Origin of the sequence: Actinokineospora spheciospongiae (genome assembly GCF_000564855.1) — a bacterium.
Lineage (GTDB): Bacteria > Actinomycetota > Actinomycetes > Mycobacteriales > Pseudonocardiaceae > Actinokineospora > Actinokineospora spheciospongiae.
Window position 1 is genome coordinate 35,322 of record NZ_AYXG01000203.1, and the last position, 15,810, is coordinate 51,131.

Sequence of the window (15,810 nt, forward strand, 5' to 3'; positions counted from 1 at the left end):
CCACATCGGCCCGAGTTACCCACAGGGCTGTGGACAACTCCATCGCACGCGCGCTCTTTTGTCGTGGCCACACCGTAGTGTGGAATTCGGGGGTTCCCCTGGGGCTGTGGACAACTGGAGCCGAGCGGCGGTTTTTGTCGGTGCCGCCCGGTAGTGTGGAAATCGGGGGAACCCCGGGCCTGTGGATGGTTCGAGCGGGGCTCGGGGTCTCGGGGATATGTTGGCGGGTTGGGGATCAGCGCAGCTTGGCGGTCAGGGCGGGCCGGACGGTGGGCCACTCCTCGGCGGTGACGGAGTAGGTGACGGTGTCCCGGATCGTGCCGTCGGGGCGGATTCGGTGGGAGCGCAGGACGCCTTCACGCCGGGCGCCGAGGCGCTCGATCGCCCGCTGGGAGCGCTCGTTGCGGTGGTCGGTGTGCCAAGCGACGCGGATCGCCCCGAGGTGGTCGAAGGCGTGCGACAGCAGCAGGAGCTTCGCCTCGGTGTTCAGGCCGGTGCGGTGCCAGCGGGAGCCGATCCAGGTGTGGCCGATGGCGAGGCCCCGGTGCTGCTCGTCGATGTCGTAGTAGGACGTCGTGCCCGCCGCTTCGCCCGTGTCGGCGCAGATCTGGGCGAACGCGAGGCGGTCCGGGTCCGCGAGCGCCCTGGTGATGAGGGCTTCCATCTCGGGGACGGTGGTGGGCCGGGTGCTGCTCAGCCACGTCCACACGTCCGGGTCCCGGCCCGCGGCGAGGAGGCCGGGGGCGTGGGACGGGGTCAGGGGTTCCAGGCGGACGTGCTTGCCGGTCAGGGTCCGATGCTCTCGCCAGGTGCTCACCGCACCCACGCTAGAGCGCGAAGTGGCATTACCGGGATGGCCACTACTGGTCAGTTAGGCAAGGCCACTTGTCGGCCGGTAGTGTCCGGGCCGTGACCGATCCACTGGCTCCGCTGCTGGACCTGCCCGGTGTCGCCGACGCCGTCCGCCTCGCCAGGGAGTCGGTGGCGGTGGTGCACCGGCACCCGACGAACCGCCGGGGGTGGCCCGCGACGTCCGCCGAGGCGTCGGTGCGGGCCGCGCGGGCCTCGGCCGTGCTCGACGGCGGGGACCCGGAGATCCCCGAGGAGGGTGGGGTCACCGACCCGGTGACGGCGGGCGCGCTGCGCGTCGCCGAGGCGCTGGGGCCGCTGCTGTCCACCTGGGAGCGGGCACCCATGCAGGCGCTGGCGCGGCTGCACGTGCTCGCGGCCGCCGACCTGGGGGCCGACGACAGCGCGCTGGGACGGCCCCGCGAGGGGCTGGGGGTGGCGAGCAGGCTCGACCTGCTGGCCGGTCTGGTCGCCGGTGGGTCGAAGGTGCCCGGACCGGTTTTGAGCGCCGTCGTGCACGGGGAACTGCTGGCGCTGCGGCCGTTCGGGACGGCCGACGGGGTGGTGGCGCGGGCGGCGGCCCGGCTGACCACCATCCAGACCGGCTTGGACCCCAAGGGGCTGGCCGTGCCCGAGGTGTTCTTCATGCGCCGGGCCGAGCGCTACCGCGAGACCGCCGACGGGTTCGCGGGCGGCGGCCCGGAGGGGGTCGCGGCCTGGATCGTGTTCTGCTGCGAGGCCCTGGAGGCTGGGGCCAAGGAGGCCACCGGCATCGCCGAGGCCGCCGTCACGCAGTAGCGCCCGCGTTCAGCAGCCCCAGGGCCTGCCGGACGTGGCCGTTGGAGTCCGCCAGCGCCTTGCCCGCCCGGGTGACGCCGACGCCGGAGAGCAGGTGGACCATGGCCACCTTGAGGTCGCCCTGGGCTTCGATCAGCGCCGCCGAGCACTCCTGCTGGTCCAGGCCGGTGGCCTCGCACAGGATGCGCAGCGCGCGGCCGCGCAGCTTGGCGTTGCTGGCCCGCATGCTGACCATCAGGTTCGAGTACGTGCGACCCATCTTGATCATCACGGCGGTGGAGAACGCGGTCAGCACGATCTTCTGCGCCGTGCCCGCCTTCATCCTGGTCGAACCGGAGATGGCCTCGGGGCCGGTGTCGACGGTGATGTGGATGTCGACGCAGGCGGGGCGGACCGCGTCGGGGTTGTTCGACACCAGCGCGGTCGTCGCGCCGATCTCCCGGGCCGCGGCCAGCGCGCCGATCACGAACGGGGTGCGGCCGGAGGCGGCCAGGCCCAGCACGAAGTCACCGGGGCGCACGTCGCGGACCATCTCGGCGGCACCGGCGCGGTCGTCGTCCTCGGCGCCCTCCACGGCGTTGCGCAGCGCGCCCGCGCCACCGGCGTGGTGCACCTGGAACCAGTCGTCGGGGATGTTGAAGGTGGGCTTGAGTTCAGCGGCGTCCAGCGTCGCCAGCCTGCCCGAGGTGCCCGCGCCCACGTAGTGCACGCGGTGGCCGTCGCGCAGCGCCTCGGTGGCCAGGTCGACCGCCCGGCTCAGGTGCTGCAACGCGGCGGCGACCGCGCCGGGGACCACGTGGTCCTCGGTGTTGATCGTGCGCAGGATGTCCAGGGTGGACATCCGGTCGATCTCGGCGGTGCGCGGGTTCCGCCGCTCCGTGGGGGATTCGACATGGACCACTTGGCGTGGCACGGTCATGGAAACGTCCCCCTCCTCGGCGGCGCGAGCCCGCGCACCCCTGGTCATTTGCCGGTCTCCCGCGGCTTGCGGCGGCCGTCGTGCCTGGTCTCCAGGCGGTGCGGGCCGACCGCGTCGCGGGTCGAGTCGAGTGCCTTGATCGACTGGTCCAGGTGGTGCTGGGCCACGCCGATGAACAGGCAGTCCACGACGGTGAGCTGCGCGATGCGGCTCGCGGTGGCGCCGGAGCGGAAGGTCGTCTCCCGCGCGGCGGTGGTGAGCACGAGGTCGGCGACCTCGGCGATCGGCGACGTCGGGTAGTTGGTCAGGGCGACCGTGGTGGCCCCGTGCTCCCTGGCGACGCGCAGCGCCTCGACGGTGTCGGCGGTGGCGCCGGTGTGCGAGATGCCGACCGCGACGTCGCCGGTGTTCAGGACGGCCGCGGAGGTCAGCATGATGTGCGTGTCGTTCCAGGCGAAGCAGACCCGGCCGATGCGGTGCAGCTTCTGCTGCAGGTCGGCGGCGACGAAGGCGCTGGCGCCCACGCCGTAGACGTCGACCCGGCCCGCGGTGGCGACGGCCTCGATGACCTGGGCGAGCACGGCGATGTCGACCTGCTCGGCGGTCTCCTCGACCGCGCGGGCGTCGGCGAAGGTGACCTTGCCGACGACGGTCTTGAGGTCGTCCTCGGGGGCGATCTCACCGCCCAGGTCGCGGTCGACCCTGGCCTCGGAGCGGGCGGTGTCGGCCGCGAGGGCGATGCGCAGCTCGGGGTAGCCCCCGACGCCGATCGCCTTGCAGAACCGGGTCACCGTCGTCTCGCTGGTACCGGCGGCCTCGGCGACCTCGGTGATGCTGCGCCGGGCCACGGTGTGGGGGCTGTCGAGCACCACCTTGGCCACTCGCTGCTCTGCTCTGGCCAGGCCGGGCAGGAGCGAGCGAATGCGGACCAACGGGCTTGCCTCGCTGTGTTCTGCTGTCGTCATGTCACTCGCACTCACGTGGGAAACTTACTAACAGTTAGGGGGTATATCAAGGTGCTGCGTGACATCTGGAGGCAACGCTACCCAAATGTGTCCGCAACCGCCGTGGCCCTTCGTGGGGCTTGCCCACGGAATCGCTGGTCGAGTGCTGTTTGTTAGCGCCCAACCCTCAACGAGTTTGGAGGCGCCACCCGAGCGGTCGCATCAGGTGGGGTTCTTTCTCACCGTTGAGCAGCATTCGATCACCGTCGGTTACGACTATCCCGTCCAACAGGATTCCTCGACCGGTGTAACGACTGTCCGTAGTCGAAACCCAGCGCAAAGTTATGCCGTCGCCACCCGGCACGATTGCGTCAACCGTCCACCAACTGCGGTGTCCCGAACCCGCCAGTAACTCCGTTTGGCCTACTGGCGCACCGGTTCCCCAGGCGCGCAACGGGATTCGCCGCCACGTCTGCCCGTCCGCGCTCGACTCCAGGGCGAGCGGGTCGGTGTCCTCGGTGTCGACGAAGGCGTCGAAGCGCACCCGCATCGCACCCCGGGAGGTCAGCGGCGGGGTCGTCAGCGTGGCTGTCGTCGCGTCGACGGGCGGGGCGAACCAGGCGTCCGGACCGTGCCTGGGGTGCACGGCCATCGCCGAGGCCAAACCGCTCGCCAACCGTTCGCGTGCCATGTTGATGGTTCCCCGGTTGCGGGACGGGTGAACCCTGTTGGTCAGCAGGATCGCGATGGAGCGCGAAGCCGGGTCGATGACCAGCGACGTCCCGGTGAAACCGGTGTGCCCCGCGGTGCGCGGACCGGACAGCCCGCCCATGTACCAGCGCTGGTCCAGTTCGAAGCCCAGGCCGTGGTCGTTGCCGGGGAAGTCGCCGTTGAAGTTGGTGAGCATGGTGTGGACCGTGTCCGGCCGCAGGACCCGCCTGCCCGCGTAGCTGCCGCCGTTGAGGATCGCCTGGCCCAGCACGGCGAGGTCGGCCGCGGTGGAGAACACCCCGGCGTGCCCGGCCACCCCGCCCAGCGACCACGCGTTCTCGTCGTGCACCTGCCCGCGCACCACCCCGCGCGGGGGAGCGCTCTGGAACTCCGTCGCCGCCACCCGGTCCAGCTTGCTCGCGGGTGGGTTGTAGCCGGTGTCCACCAGGCCCAGGGGGCGGGTGATCCGGTCGGCCACGAAGGCGTCCAGGGAGCGGCCGCTGAGCCGTTCGACGAGGACGCCGAGGGTGATCAGGTTGAGGTCCGAGTACACGTACGACGAGCCGGGCGGGTTGACCGGCGCCCGGTCCATCACCGCCTTGACCCGCGACGGCTCGTCCGGCCAGTCGCGCCACAGCGGGATGAACGGCTCCAGGCCCGAGGTGTGCGTCAGGAGCTGCCGGACGGTGATCTGCTCCTTGCCGTTGACCCCGAACTCCGGCAGGTAGCCCGCCACCCGCCGGTCCACCTTGAGCCTGCCGTCCTCGACCAGGCACATGACCGCCAGCGAGGTGAACAGCTTGCTCACCGACGCCAGGTCGAACACGGTGTCGGCGCGCACCGGCACCTGCTGCTCGGCGGGCAGCTCCGTGCCCGCGCCGTCGGCGTAGCGCAGCGCCTTGCCCACCGCCTGCCGGTGCACGACGGTGCCGTGGTGCACCAGCAGGCTGACCGCACCGGGGAACAGCGGTGTCGTCGGCGACGGCCCGGTCCACGCCGCGATTGCCTCGCCCGCGGCGCGGATCGGCGCCGGGTCCAGGCCCACCGACTCCGGCGTGCCCGGCCGCAGCACGGTGTCGGCGGGGGCGAACCCGCGCTGCGGCAGGTCGAAGCGCCCCGCCGCGCGTTCGTCGCCCGGGTGTGCGGCCACCGCTACCGCGCTGCCCGCGACCGTGGCCGCCACCAGCGCGAGGCACAGGACCGCCGCGCCGCCGCGTGTTCTCCAGGCCATCGCCCCCACCTCACCGGTAGAGCAGGTACTCGCGCCGCAGACCGCGGAAAGCGGCCTGCTCCGACTCCCACGCGCCGACGACCTCGTCGACCCCCGCGCCCGCGTCCACCATCCGGCGCAGCCGGTCGGAGCCGGAGAGCTTGTCGACGTAGTTGTCCGGCCGCCAGCCGAACACGTCCGGGTGCGCCAGCTCGGCGGTCACGATCATCGCGATCGCCGTGCGGATTGGGTCGAACCGGCGCGGGTCGGTGACGTGCACCTGCACCCCGCCGCACGCCTCGCCGACGAACTTGCCGAACGTCGGCACGAAGTGGTGCTCGCGCAGCCGCACCCCGGGCAGCCCGAGCGCGTTGAGCGCCTCCGCCCACCGCCAGTCGACCCCGGGGGCGCCGATGATCTCGAACGGGCGGGTGGTGCCCCGGCCCTCGGAGAACACCGTGCCCTCGAACAGGCAGGTGCCGGGGTAGGCGAGCGCGGTCTGCTCGGTCGGCACGTTCGGGCTCGGCATGACCCACTGCAACCCGGTCTCGGCGAAGAGCTGGTCGCGCCGCCACCCCCGCACGCGCACGACCTCCAGCCCCGGCAACCGCTTGCCGCCGGTGTCGGCGGGCAGGAACTCGGCGTCGAACAGGCCCGCCAGCTCGCCGACGGTCATGCCGTGCTGCTGGGCGATCGGCTTGCGCCCCACCCCGGAGGCGAACGCCGGGTCCAGGGTGGGCCCGAACGCCTCGCCGCCGACCGGGTTGGGCCGGTCGAGCACGACGAACGCGGCGCCGGTCAGCGCCGCCGCGTGCATGGCCGAGTACATGGTCCAGATGTAGGTGTAGAAGCGGGCGCCGATGTCGGCGATGTCGAACAGCACGGTGTCGACCCCCGCCTTGGTCAACTGTCCGGCGAGCTTCGCCGCGGTGGCGCCGTAGGCGTCGTACACCGGCAGCCGGGTCCGCGGGTCGAGGTAGTCGCCCTCGGACCCGCCCGCCTGCGCGGTGCCGCGGAACCCGTGCTCCGGGCCGAAGACGGCGACCGGTCGCACCCCAGCGGCCACCATGGAGTCGACCAGGTGCGTGCCGTCGCGCAGGACGCCGGTCGGGTTCGACACGACGCCGACCTTCCTGCCCGCCAGCGACCGCCACCCCTGCGCGGCCAGCACGTCGGCCCCCGCGGTGACCCGACCGGGACCGCCCGGCTGCCCCTGCTGCTCGTTTTGCCGGGTCGCCGTCGCCGGGCCCGCCGCCGTGGACAGCAGCGGGGCGGCCAGCGTCGACGCGGTGAGGAAACGTCGTCTGTCCATGCCCGGCTACCAGCTCAGACCGTGGTCGAACGGGTACCGGATGGTCGACGGGTCAGCGCCGTCCGGCACGTCCACCGGAAGTTTGCCGACCGGCCCGACCTCGCCGAAGAGCACCTTCGCCAGCGATTCCAACGAGACCGCGCGCCACGAGTAGGTGGCGACCCAAGTGGGAGCGTCGACGAAACCGGCGTCGTAGGGCGCCTGCGCCGCCACGGCCACCACCGGTGTGCCGGTCCCGAGCAGCTCGGTCAACAGCGTCCGCTGCTGGGTGTTCGCGGAGAGGTTGTTCGTCAGCAGCACCACGAGGTCCGACTCCCGAGCGGCGGCGACCGCCGAGGAGATCGCCGCGGCGCCCGGTTTGAGACCGGTCGCCAGCGGAGTCGCCGCCGAGCCGCGGGCGGTGATGCTCCTGGCCAGGTTGCTCGGCGAGTTCGCCGGGGTCACCGTGTCGCCGACGCCCGCGACCAGGACCTTCGCCGGTGCGGCGGCCAGCGGGAGCACGCCATTGTCGTTGCGCAGCACCGTGACGGTCTTGTCGGTCAGCCGCTGGATCGCGGCCAGGTGGTCCGGCGTGCCCACTTCCGCCGCCACCGCGCGCTGGTCGACGAACGGCCGGGCGAAGATGCCGCGCTTCCACTTCAGCGCCAGGACCCGCCGCACGCTCTCGTCGATCCGCCGCTCGGTCAGCCGCCCGCCGCGCACGGCCGCGAGCACGGATTCCTTGGCCAGGGTCAGGTCCGGCGGCATCAGGAGCTGGTCGGCACCCGCCTCCACCGCGCGCACCGCGGCCTCGGCGTCGCCGAACATGTCGCGCACGCCCTGCATCCCCATCGAGTCGGTGACGATCACGCCCCGGTAGCCCAGCTCCCCGCGCAGGATGCCGGTCAGGATCGGCGGGGACAGGGTGGCGGGCACCCCGCTGGGGTCCAGGCTGGGGAACTGGATGTGCGCGGTCATGATCGAATCGATGCCCGCGTCGATGGCCGCCCGGAACGGGGGCAGGTCCACCGCCCGCCACTGCTCCGCCGTCCGGGAGATCACCGGCAGGCCGGTGTGGCTGTCGGTGGCCGCGTCGCCGTGGCCGGGGAAGTGCTTGGCCGAGGACGACACCGTCTCCGTCGGCCCGGCGCCCTCCTGGTAGCCGCGCACCTCGGCGGCGACCAGCTCGGCCGCCAGGTCCGGGCGCGCGGAGAACGACCGGGCGGCGATCACCGGGTTCAGCGGGTTGGAGTTGACGTCGGCGACCGGGGCGAAGTCCTGGTTGATGCCCATCGCGCGCAGCTCGCGGCCGCTGACCGCGGCCAGCGTGCGCGCGTCGGCGGCGCTGCGGCCCGCGCCGACCGCCATGCTGCTCGGGAACTCGGTGGCGGGGGCCTCGATCCGGGTGACGTTGCCGCCCTCCTGGTCGATGCTGATGACCAGCGGCAGGTGCGGCGCGGAGCTGAGCGCGGCGCGTTGCAGGCCGTTGGAGAAGGCGGCCACCTGTTGCGGGCCCTCGATGTTGTCCGTGCCGCTGTTGTTGAAGTAGATGACCCCGCCGACCTGGTACTTCTGCACCACCTGGGCCGGGGTGTCCACGCCGTAGCGCGTCCGGTTGGTCGGGTGGACCTCGTCCGCGGACTTGCCCCACACGGTGGCGACCAGCATCTGGCCGACCTTCTGCTCCAGCGGCATCCGGCGCAGCAGCGCCTCGGTCCACGCCGACACCAGGGACGGTTCGGCGTCGGGGACCGGGACGGGTGGTTCGGGCGCGGCCGAGGCGGGCGCGGCGAGCGCGACGACGGTCAGGGTGGCCGCCGACGCGGTGAGGGTCCGGCGGAACAGGCGGTGAACGGGCACCACGGCCTCCTGGGTGTGCCGAAACTTGTTCACCAAGAACAAGTGTTCACCGGCAAGTTATCCACGACAACCGTGTACCTGTCAACGGCGCCACGCGCGCCCTGTGGACAACTCGGCGCACCGCGGCCGGACACAGATCGAGCGGTCCCGCTCCGAAGAGCGGGACCGCCCACATCCGTCAGCGCGAACATCTCGGACTACCAAGCGTGCAACCTGTCGTACAACTCTGGCCTAGGCGTCCGGCGTCCCGGTCCGCAGGCCCCAGACGACATGCCTCCCGCGGCGTGCTGCGCGTGGGTGCTCCGGCGTCCGCGCACGGAGCTCGGATCGGGGTGGCGCCGGGCTTCTCTTCGCCTGGTCCCTGGCCGGTCTCAAGGTCCGCACCTCCCTTTCTACCCAGTGAGCCAGCTCACTTCAAGAGCTCTTTCGGGTGCACCGGTCAAGACGCGGCACCCGGTCGAACGCGACGGTCCGTGCACAGGAAGTCCCCCGCGCGAGGGGTGCCCCTCCCTTGCGGGGCAACGGAATGATCAGCGCCTGCGCATCCGGTGCAGTCCGCACCAGGCGGCGCCCGCGGTGGCCACCGCGCCGATCCCGATCGCGGCCACCGCCGTGGACGACCGCGAGCGCGGGGACACCGGCTCGCTGGAGGTCAGCACCGGCCACGCGCGCTCGGCCGCCGGCCTGCGCAGCCCGCGGTCGGGGTTGACCACCGCCGGGTGCCCCGCCGCCTCGAGCATCGGCGGGTCCGCGCTGGAGTCGGAGTAGGCGTGGCCGGCGGTCAGGTCGTAGCCGTTGCGCCCGGCCTGCTCGCGCACCGCGGTCGCCTTGTTCGCGCTGTGGCAGTGGAAGGAGATCTCACCGGGGTGGCGGCCGCGGACGGAGACCACCTCGGTGCCGACGCTGTGCGTGGCCCCGATCATCGCCGCGACGATCTTCGCGCCGGAGACCGACACGACCACCACGTCGTGCCCGTCGGCCCGGTGCCCGGCCACCGGTTCCGCCGCTTCGGCGCAGACCAGCGGGTCGACGACGTCGTGCAGCGCCTCCTCGACGATCCCGCACCCGACGTGGCGATCACGGTCTTGTCGAGGTCGAAGGACGCGGCCACCCGACCGGTCGCGTCGGGGCTGCCGGGGGCTGTCACGGCGCCTGCGCAGGGAACGCGGCGACCCGGATGGCGGATGGCGCGCGCGGACGTACGGGGCACGGGTGCGAACTCGGCGGGGTGTTCTCACCTGTTGATGCCCATGCGACCCCGTGGAGGGGATACAGTATCGGTACCCGGCGTTCGCGCCGGGTTGGTTCAGTCCGACCCCCCGGGGCTGAACCTCTGACGACCCCCGCCCCTCCCCCCTGGCGGGGGTCGTCCCTTTCCCCGCACCCCTCCCGGCGGGTCCTCCCTGCTTCCGGGCTGTTTTCCCAGTTCCGGGCCTTCGCCCCGGCCGGCCTTGCCTGCTCAGCCCCGTCCGTTCAGCCCTGTCCAGTCAACATCGGGGCACGCGGGACCCCTCCCGAGCATCGCACGGCAGACCGACAGTTCCGGTACGCCGACAACCGGTTGTCCACATCCCCCGAAATCCCTCCACAGGTTTTCGGCGTCCCTTTCCCGCCGTCCCCGCCCTCCCGATCCTGGTGTCAGCGGCCCGATCCGAGGGCCGCCCGGCAAGAGGGGGAACCATGGACCGTCCGGTCGTCTGCGTCCACGACACCGCCGTCCTCGACGAGGTGCTGCGCTTGGCCGCCGCCGCGGGCACCGAGGTCGAGCGGGTCGCGGACGTCGCCGCGCTGCGCGCCCGCTGGCCGGTGGCGCCGCTGGTCGTCCTCGACGGGGAGGCGGTGGCGCGGTGCCGGTCGGCGGCGCTGCCCCGGCGGGAAGCGGTGGTGCTGGTCGCCACCGGCCCACCGCCGCCCGCCCTGTGGGAGCAGGCGGTGGGCGTCGGGGTCGCCAGGGTGGTGGAGCTGCCCGCCGGGCAGACCTGGCTGGTCGGTGCCCTCGCCGACGCGGCCGACGCGCCCGCGGGCACGGCGGGCCGGGTGCTGGCGGTGGTCGGCGGCCGGGGTGGGGCGGGCGCGTCCACGTTCGCCGCCGCGCTCGGGTTGTCGGCGCTGGAACTGGGCACCGGCACGCTGCTGGTCGACTGCGACCCCCTGGGCGGCGGCCTCGACCTGGTGCTCTCGGCCGAGGACCAACCCGGCCTGCGGTGGCCGGACGTCCGACTGCGGTCCGGGCGCGTCCCGGTGTCCAGCCTGCGTTCCGCGCTGCCCGGCCACACCCGGTCCGGGGCCAGGCTGACGCTGCTCTCCAGCGCCCGCGACGGCGACGGCCCGGCGCCCGAGGCGGTGGCGGCCGTGGTCGACGCGGGCAGGCGGGGCGGCGAGACCGTGGTGTGCGACCTGCCTCGAGCACCCGACCCGGCCGCGCACGCCGCCCTCGACCGGGCCGATCTCACCGTGGTCATCGCCCCGGCCGAGCTGCGCGCCGCCTCGGCCACCCGCCGGGTCGTAGCGCACCTGGCCGACCGCGGTGTGCGGCCCGGCCTGGTCGTGCGGGTACCCGGGCCGTCGGCGCTGAGCCCGAACGCGATCGCGGAGGCGGTCGGACTGCCGCTGCTGGCGACGGTCAAGACCGATCCCGTTCTGGCGCACTCGATCGAGAACGGTGGGTTCCGGCTCAGCGGCTCCATCGCCCGGGCGGCCCGCGCCGTCCTGCGCGCCCTCGCCCACCCACCGGGTTCGCGGGTACCGCGAGCCCGACCCTTCCTCACCCGCGCGTGACCCCCACTGCGAAAGGAGTTCCCCGATGGCTGCCCTCGACCTCGTCGACCGGGTCCGCACCCGCCTCGCGGGCCGGGAAGCCGACATGTCCGCGGCCGCGGTGGCCGAGGCCGTGCGCGCGGAAGCCGACGGCGTCCTCGGCGACGGCGACGTGCTCGCCGCGCTCACCCTGCTGGAGCAGGAGTTCATCGGCACCGGACCGCTGGACCCGCTGCTGCGGGACCCGGCCACGACCGACGTCCTGGTCACCGGGCCCGACCAGGTCTGGGTCGACGGCGCGGACGGCCTCCGCCGCACCGGCGTCCGCTTCACCGACGAGGACGCCGTCCGCAGGCTCGCCCAGCGCTTGGCCATGTCCGCGGGCCGCAGGCTCGACGACGCCCAGCCCTACGTCGACGGCTGGCTGCCCACCGCCGGTGGCCGGGTCCGGATGCACGCCGTCCTCGCCCCGATCGCCGCGGCGGGAACCTGCCTGTCCCTGCGCGTCCTGCGCCCCGCCTCCCACGACCTCACCGCCCTCCGGGCACTGGGCACCTTCGACGACGCCGTGCACCACCTCCTCGACGCGATCATCACGGCCCGCTTGGCGTTCCTGGTCTCCGGTGGCACCGGCAGCGGGAAGACCACCCTGCTGGCGGGTCTCCTCGGCCGGGTCCCACCCGCCGAGCGGATCGTCTGCGTCGAGGACGCGGGTGAGCTGGAGCCCGGGCACCCCCAGTTCGTCCGGCTCCTCGCCCGCCCGCCCAACGTCGAGGGCGCGGGCGAGGTCACCCTCCGCGACCTGGTGCGCCAAGGCCTGCGCATGCGCCCCGACCGCATCGTCGTCGGCGAGGTCCGCGGCGCCGAGGTCTGCGACCTCCTGTCCGCGCTCAACACCGGTCACGACGGCGGCGCCGGAACGGTCCACGCCAACGCCCCCGCCGAAGTGCCCGTCCGGCTGGAGGCCTTGGCCGCCCTGGGGGGTCTGTCCCGAACCGCCCTGCACAGCCAATTCGCCGCGGCCGTCCACGTGATCCTCCACATGAGACGACTGGGCACCGGCGAGCGGCGCCTCACCGAGATCGGCGTGGTGGTCCGCCCGGCGGGTGGTGTGACCGTGCGCCCGGTGTGGCGCGCGGGTGAGTGGGCCGAGGGGCGTGCCGACCTGGACCGCCTTCTGGCCGGTCGAGGGGGTCGACCATGCGGCGACTGACGGCGACCATCGAGGCGGTTTTGGCGCCTGCGGTTTCGACGTCTGTGGATTCGGCGGCTGTGGATTCGGCGACGCCGGACAGGGCGGTGCGGCTTGGGTGGGGCAGAGGGGTCTTTCGGGTCGATTCCACATCATGTCCTTTGTGGAAGGTAGTCGGATCGGGTGCAGGGAGGATGGGGCGTGCTGGGTCTGCTGTTCGTGGCCGGGGCGGTGTTGTCGTGGCCGTCCGGTGCTGCCGCGCGGAGGCTGCGGGCCTTGCGGGGGCCACGGGTGCGGCGGTGGGCGCCGCCTCGACCGCGCACGGTGTTGGTCGTCGCCGGGTGCGGGCTGGTGGGGTGGGTTCCCTTCGGAGCGGGCGGGGCGGTGGCCGCCTGCATCGCCGGGGTGAGCGTGTGGCGCGGTCAGCTGGCCCGGCGGCGCTCGCGCGAGACCCTGGCCGGGATCGAGGGATTCGCCGAATCCGTGCGGGCCCTGGTGTCGGAGCTGACCGCGGGCGCGCACCCCGCCACCGCGGCCGAGCACGCCGCCGTCGACGCCGACCCGGCCTCGGCCAAGGCCCTGCGCGCAGCCGCCGCCGCGGCCCGGCTCGGGGGTGGCGTCGGTGCCGCGCTGGCCCGTGCGGAACTCCCCGCCACCCTGTCCGCCGCCACCCGGCGAGTCGGTCGGGCGTGGGACCTGGCGGGTCGCCACGGCCTCCCCCTGGCCGAGGTCCTCGATGCCGTCCGCCGCGACCTCGACCACCGGGCCCGCTTCGCCCACCAGGTCGACGCCAGGATGGCGGGTCCCAGGACCAGCGCCGCCGTCCTCGCCGCCCTGCCGGTCCTCGGTGTCCTCCTCGGCGAGGCCATGGGCGCCGCACCCCTGGCGGTGTTCACCACACCGGCGGGTCAGGTCCTCCTGGTGCTCGGCGTCGCGCTCGCCGCGGCGGGTGTCGCCTGGACGTCGCACCTGACCGGCCAGGTGGTTTTCCGATGAGTCCGCGCCGAGGCAGTCGCACTCGCGGCGGTGTGGCGCTCGCATCCGAGACGAACCGGGAGGTCGTGGGATGAGCCGGTCGTTGCGGTCGTTGCGGTCGTTGCGCTTGCGGCGGTGTGGCGCTCGTACTCGGGGCGAACCGGGTGGTCGTGGGATGGGTCTGTTGTCGCGGTGGTTGCGCTTGCGGCGGTGTGGCGCTCGTACTCGGGGCGAACCGGGAGGTTGTGTGATGAGTCCGGTGCCGACAGCAGGCGCTGCTGGTGCTGTGCGGTCGGCGAATCGGGGGGTCCCGTGATGAGCCTGTCGTTCCTCCTGCTGGCCGTGGCGGTGGTGGTCGGGGTTCCGCCCGGTCGGGCCGGGCAGCGGTTGGCGGGGCTGGGCGGAGTCGTCCGTCGGAGGTGGCGGGTGCCGTTGCCGTTGCCGGTGGTGGCCGGGGTCGCGGTGGGGACTGCCGTCGCGGTGAACGCCGGTGTGGGGATCGGGATCACGGTTGGGGCTGGGGCCTGGTGGGGTGCGGTGCGGCTGCTGCGACCCCGGCCACCGCCGGTGGACCGGCTCGGGTTGGCGGCCGGGTGGGACCTGCTCGCCGCCTGCCTCACCTCCGGGATGCCGGTGCCCACCGCGGTGCGGGTGGTGGCGGGCGACCTGCCCGGGCGGGCGGGGGCCGCCCTCCGCGACACCGCCGACCTGCTCGCCATGGGTGCCGACCCGGCGCGCGCGTGGGCCGTGGCCCTCGCCTGCCCCGAGACCGCCGAGCTGGCCCGAGGTGCCCGCCGCACCACCCGCTCCGGGGCGGCACTCGCCGGGGTGGCCCGGGCGCTGGCGGCGGGCGTGCGCGAGCAGGCGACCGACCTGGCCGAGGAGAAGGCCCAGCGCGCGGCGGTGCGGGTCACCGGTCCGCTGGGGCTGTGCTTCCTCCCCGCCTTCCTCTGCCTGGGGGTCGCGCCCGTGGTCATCGGCCTGGTGGCCCGGTTGTCCACCCAGTTCTGACACCACCGATCTGACACCACTGAGAAGGGAGATGTTGTGCGCAAACAGGAGAGGGTGCTGTCCGATCCCGGGATGAGCACCGTGGAGTACTCGATCGGACTGCTCGTCGCCGCGGCGCTGGCGATGCTGCTGTACTCCGTCGTCACCGGAGGGGAGGTCGCCGCGGGGCTGCTCGGGCTGGTGCGGCGGGCCCTCTCGTTCGAGCCGTGATGGCCGACCGGGGAGCGGTCACCGTTGAGGCCGCGGTGGCGCTCGGGGCGATCGTGCTCGTCCTGGCCTTCGCCCTGGGCGGGATCTCGGCCCTGTCCGCGCAGGTCCGGTGCGTCGACGCCGCCAGGGAAGCCGCGCGGCTCGCCGCCCGCGGCGAACCCGAGCGCGGCCGTGCCGCCGCGGTGGCCATCGCGCCGCCCGGCGCCGCGGTCGACATCCGCCGGTCCGGTGACGAGGTGACCGTCGTGGTCCACGCGGCCCCGGTCGGCGGGTTGCTTCCCGGGGTGGACCTGACAGCCGAGGCGTACGCCGTCGCCGAACCGGAGGGGGTGATTCCATGACCGGTGCTCCCGGAACCGGTGCTCCCGTGATCAGGACTTCCGTGACCGCGGTCAACGCCCCGGCACTGCCCGCTCGGACCGCCGCTGCACCGGGCACAACTGCACCAAGTGCGGCTTCACTGGGCGCTGCTCCGCCGGGCGTGGCTGTACCGGGTGTCGTTGCACCGGGTGCGGCTTCGTCGGGCAGGCCTTCGCCGGGCACTGCCGCTCCGGGTGTCGTTGCACCAGACGTGGCTTCACCGGGCACTGCTCCGCCAGGCGCGGCTGCTCCGGGCGTGGCTGTACCGGGTGCCGTTGCACCGGGTGCGGCTTCATCGGGCAAGCCTCCGCCGGGCACTGCCGCACCGGGCGCAGCTCCGCCGGGTGGATCGGTCTCGCGGTGTGGGCGCGGTGGGGCGGGCGACGGCGGGTTCGCCACCGTGTGGGCGGCGGGGGTGATCATGGCGCTGGTGGTGGTGGCGGGGTTCGGCGTCCTGCTCGGGTCGGCCGTCGTGACCCGGCACCGGGCCGAGGCCGCCGCTGACCTGGCCGCGCTGGCCGGGGCGGGGCGGGCTGTCGACGGGGAGCGGTGGGCCTGTGACCGGGCGCGGTGGGTGGCGGATCGGATGCGGGTGGAGGTGGTCGGGTGCCGGGTCGACGGGTTCGTCGTGTCCGTGGTCGTGGTGGCGCGGCCACCGGGGGTGTTGGCGGGAGTCAGGAGTGGACGCGCGGTCGCGGTGGCCGGGCCCGTGTGATCGGGTCG

Annotated in this window: 15 protein-coding genes; 8 read left to right on the forward strand and 7 right to left on the reverse strand. The window is 73.7% G+C overall.

Annotated elements, in window-relative coordinates:
• Nucleotides 1-235: 235 nt before the first annotated feature.
• On the reverse strand, nt 236-817 hold the full coding sequence (locus tag UO65_RS25555) for a GNAT family N-acetyltransferase (protein WP_035287373.1): 582 nt from the start codon (nt 815-817) through the stop codon (nt 236-238).
• 92 nt (nt 818-909) lie between these two features.
• Here UO65_RS25555 and UO65_RS25560 point away from each other — a divergent pair, with 92 nt between their 5' ends.
• The gene (locus tag UO65_RS25560) at nt 910-1,647 is read left to right on the forward strand and encodes a Fic family protein (RefSeq protein WP_035287247.1); all 738 of its coding nucleotides are present in this window, start codon (nt 910-912) and stop codon (nt 1,645-1,647) included.
• On the opposite strand, the gene UO65_RS25565 is transcribed toward UO65_RS25560, so the two are convergent.
• The 6 genes from UO65_RS25565 to UO65_RS34995 form a co-directional block, all read right to left on the reverse strand.
• The gene (locus UO65_RS25565) at nt 1,637-2,566 is read right to left on the reverse strand and encodes an N-acetylmuramic acid 6-phosphate etherase (RefSeq protein WP_035287249.1); all 930 of its coding nucleotides are present in this window, start codon (nt 2,564-2,566) and stop codon (nt 1,637-1,639) included. The genes UO65_RS25560 and UO65_RS25565 overlap by 11 nt on opposite strands.
• Nucleotides 2,567-2,610: 44 nt before the next feature.
• On the reverse strand, nt 2,611-3,531 hold the full coding sequence (locus tag UO65_RS25570; RefSeq protein ID WP_035287251.1) for a MurR/RpiR family transcriptional regulator: 921 nt from the start codon (nt 3,529-3,531) through the stop codon (nt 2,611-2,613).
• A 166-nt stretch (nt 3,532-3,697) separates the two neighbouring features.
• Nucleotides 3,698-5,452, reverse strand: a complete 1,755-nt coding sequence (locus tag UO65_RS25575) for a serine hydrolase domain-containing protein (RefSeq protein WP_035287253.1) — start codon at nt 5,450-5,452, stop codon at nt 3,698-3,700.
• A 10-nt stretch (nt 5,453-5,462) separates the two neighbouring features.
• A complete protein-coding gene (locus UO65_RS25580) occupies nt 5,463-6,743 on the reverse strand; it encodes an exo-beta-N-acetylmuramidase NamZ family protein (RefSeq protein WP_035287255.1) in 1,281 nt (426 codons plus the stop codon).
• Nucleotides 6,744-6,749: 6 nt separating this feature from the next.
• Complete coding sequence (locus tag UO65_RS25585) at nt 6,750-8,582, reverse strand: glycoside hydrolase family 3 protein (protein ID WP_233427837.1); 1,833 nt, start codon at nt 8,580-8,582, stop codon at nt 6,750-6,752.
• A 530-nt stretch (nt 8,583-9,112) separates the two neighbouring features.
• Nucleotides 9,113-9,820 (reverse strand): haloacid dehalogenase-like hydrolase, encoded by a 708-nt coding sequence (locus UO65_RS34995; RefSeq protein ID WP_152552265.1) that lies wholly within the window; start codon nt 9,818-9,820, stop codon nt 9,113-9,115.
• 442 nt (nt 9,821-10,262) lie between these two features.
• Between UO65_RS34995 and ssd the strand changes: the two genes are divergently transcribed.
• From ssd to UO65_RS38735, 7 genes are all read left to right on the forward strand, one after another.
• The gene (gene ssd, locus UO65_RS25595; RefSeq protein ID WP_035287258.1) at nt 10,263-11,360 is read left to right on the forward strand and encodes a septum site-determining protein Ssd; all 1,098 of its coding nucleotides are present in this window, start codon (nt 10,263-10,265) and stop codon (nt 11,358-11,360) included.
• 25 nt (nt 11,361-11,385) lie between these two features.
• Complete coding sequence (locus UO65_RS25600; RefSeq protein WP_035287260.1) at nt 11,386-12,552, forward strand: TadA family conjugal transfer-associated ATPase; 1,167 nt, start codon at nt 11,386-11,388, stop codon at nt 12,550-12,552.
• A 180-nt stretch (nt 12,553-12,732) separates the two neighbouring features.
• Nucleotides 12,733-13,527, forward strand: a complete 795-nt coding sequence (locus UO65_RS25605; RefSeq protein WP_035287262.1) for a type II secretion system F family protein — start codon at nt 12,733-12,735, stop codon at nt 13,525-13,527.
• A gap of 294 nt (nt 13,528-13,821) precedes the next feature.
• Nucleotides 13,822-14,517, forward strand: a complete 696-nt coding sequence (locus UO65_RS25610; RefSeq protein ID WP_035287265.1) for a type II secretion system F family protein — start codon at nt 13,822-13,824, stop codon at nt 14,515-14,517.
• Nucleotides 14,518-14,553: 36 nt separating this feature from the next.
• Nucleotides 14,554-14,727, forward strand: a complete 174-nt coding sequence (locus tag UO65_RS35000; RefSeq protein ID WP_233427838.1) for a DUF4244 domain-containing protein — start codon at nt 14,554-14,556, stop codon at nt 14,725-14,727.
• On the forward strand, nt 14,727-15,068 hold the full coding sequence (locus UO65_RS25615; RefSeq protein ID WP_035287267.1) for a TadE family type IV pilus minor pilin: 342 nt from the start codon (nt 14,727-14,729) through the stop codon (nt 15,066-15,068). Before UO65_RS35000 ends, UO65_RS25615 begins: the two co-directional genes overlap by 1 nt.
• Nucleotides 15,065-15,802 (forward strand): Rv3654c family TadE-like protein, encoded by a 738-nt coding sequence (locus tag UO65_RS38735; RefSeq protein ID WP_267880616.1) that lies wholly within the window; start codon nt 15,065-15,067, stop codon nt 15,800-15,802. Before UO65_RS25615 ends, UO65_RS38735 begins: the two co-directional genes overlap by 4 nt.
• Nucleotides 15,803-15,810 lie beyond the last annotated feature (8 nt).

Bases quoted from the DNA above. Each gene is read 5' to 3' on its own strand.
- UO65_RS25565 (WP_035287249.1), bottom strand. From the start codon at position 2,566: ATGACCGTGCCACGCCAAGTGGTCCATGTCGAATCCCCCACGGAGCGG.
- UO65_RS25570 (WP_035287251.1), bottom strand. From the start codon at position 3,531: ATGACGACAGCAGAACACAGCGAGGCAAGCCCGTTGGTCCGCATTCGC.
- UO65_RS25575 (WP_035287253.1), bottom strand. From the start codon at position 5,452: ATGGCCTGGAGAACACGCGGCGGCGCGGCGGTCCTGTGCCTCGCGCTG.
- UO65_RS25580 (WP_035287255.1), bottom strand. From the start codon at position 6,743: ATGGACAGACGACGTTTCCTCACCGCGTCGACGCTGGCCGCCCCGCTG.
- ssd (WP_035287258.1), top strand. From the start codon at position 10,263: ATGGACCGTCCGGTCGTCTGCGTCCACGACACCGCCGTCCTCGACGAG.
- UO65_RS25600 (WP_035287260.1), top strand. From the start codon at position 11,386: ATGGCTGCCCTCGACCTCGTCGACCGGGTCCGCACCCGCCTCGCGGGC.
- UO65_RS25610 (WP_035287265.1), top strand. From the start codon at position 13,822: ATGAGCCTGTCGTTCCTCCTGCTGGCCGTGGCGGTGGTGGTCGGGGTT.
- UO65_RS25615 (WP_035287267.1), top strand. From the start codon at position 14,727: ATGGCCGACCGGGGAGCGGTCACCGTTGAGGCCGCGGTGGCGCTCGGG.
- UO65_RS38735 (WP_267880616.1), top strand. From the start codon at position 15,065: ATGACCGGTGCTCCCGGAACCGGTGCTCCCGTGATCAGGACTTCCGTG.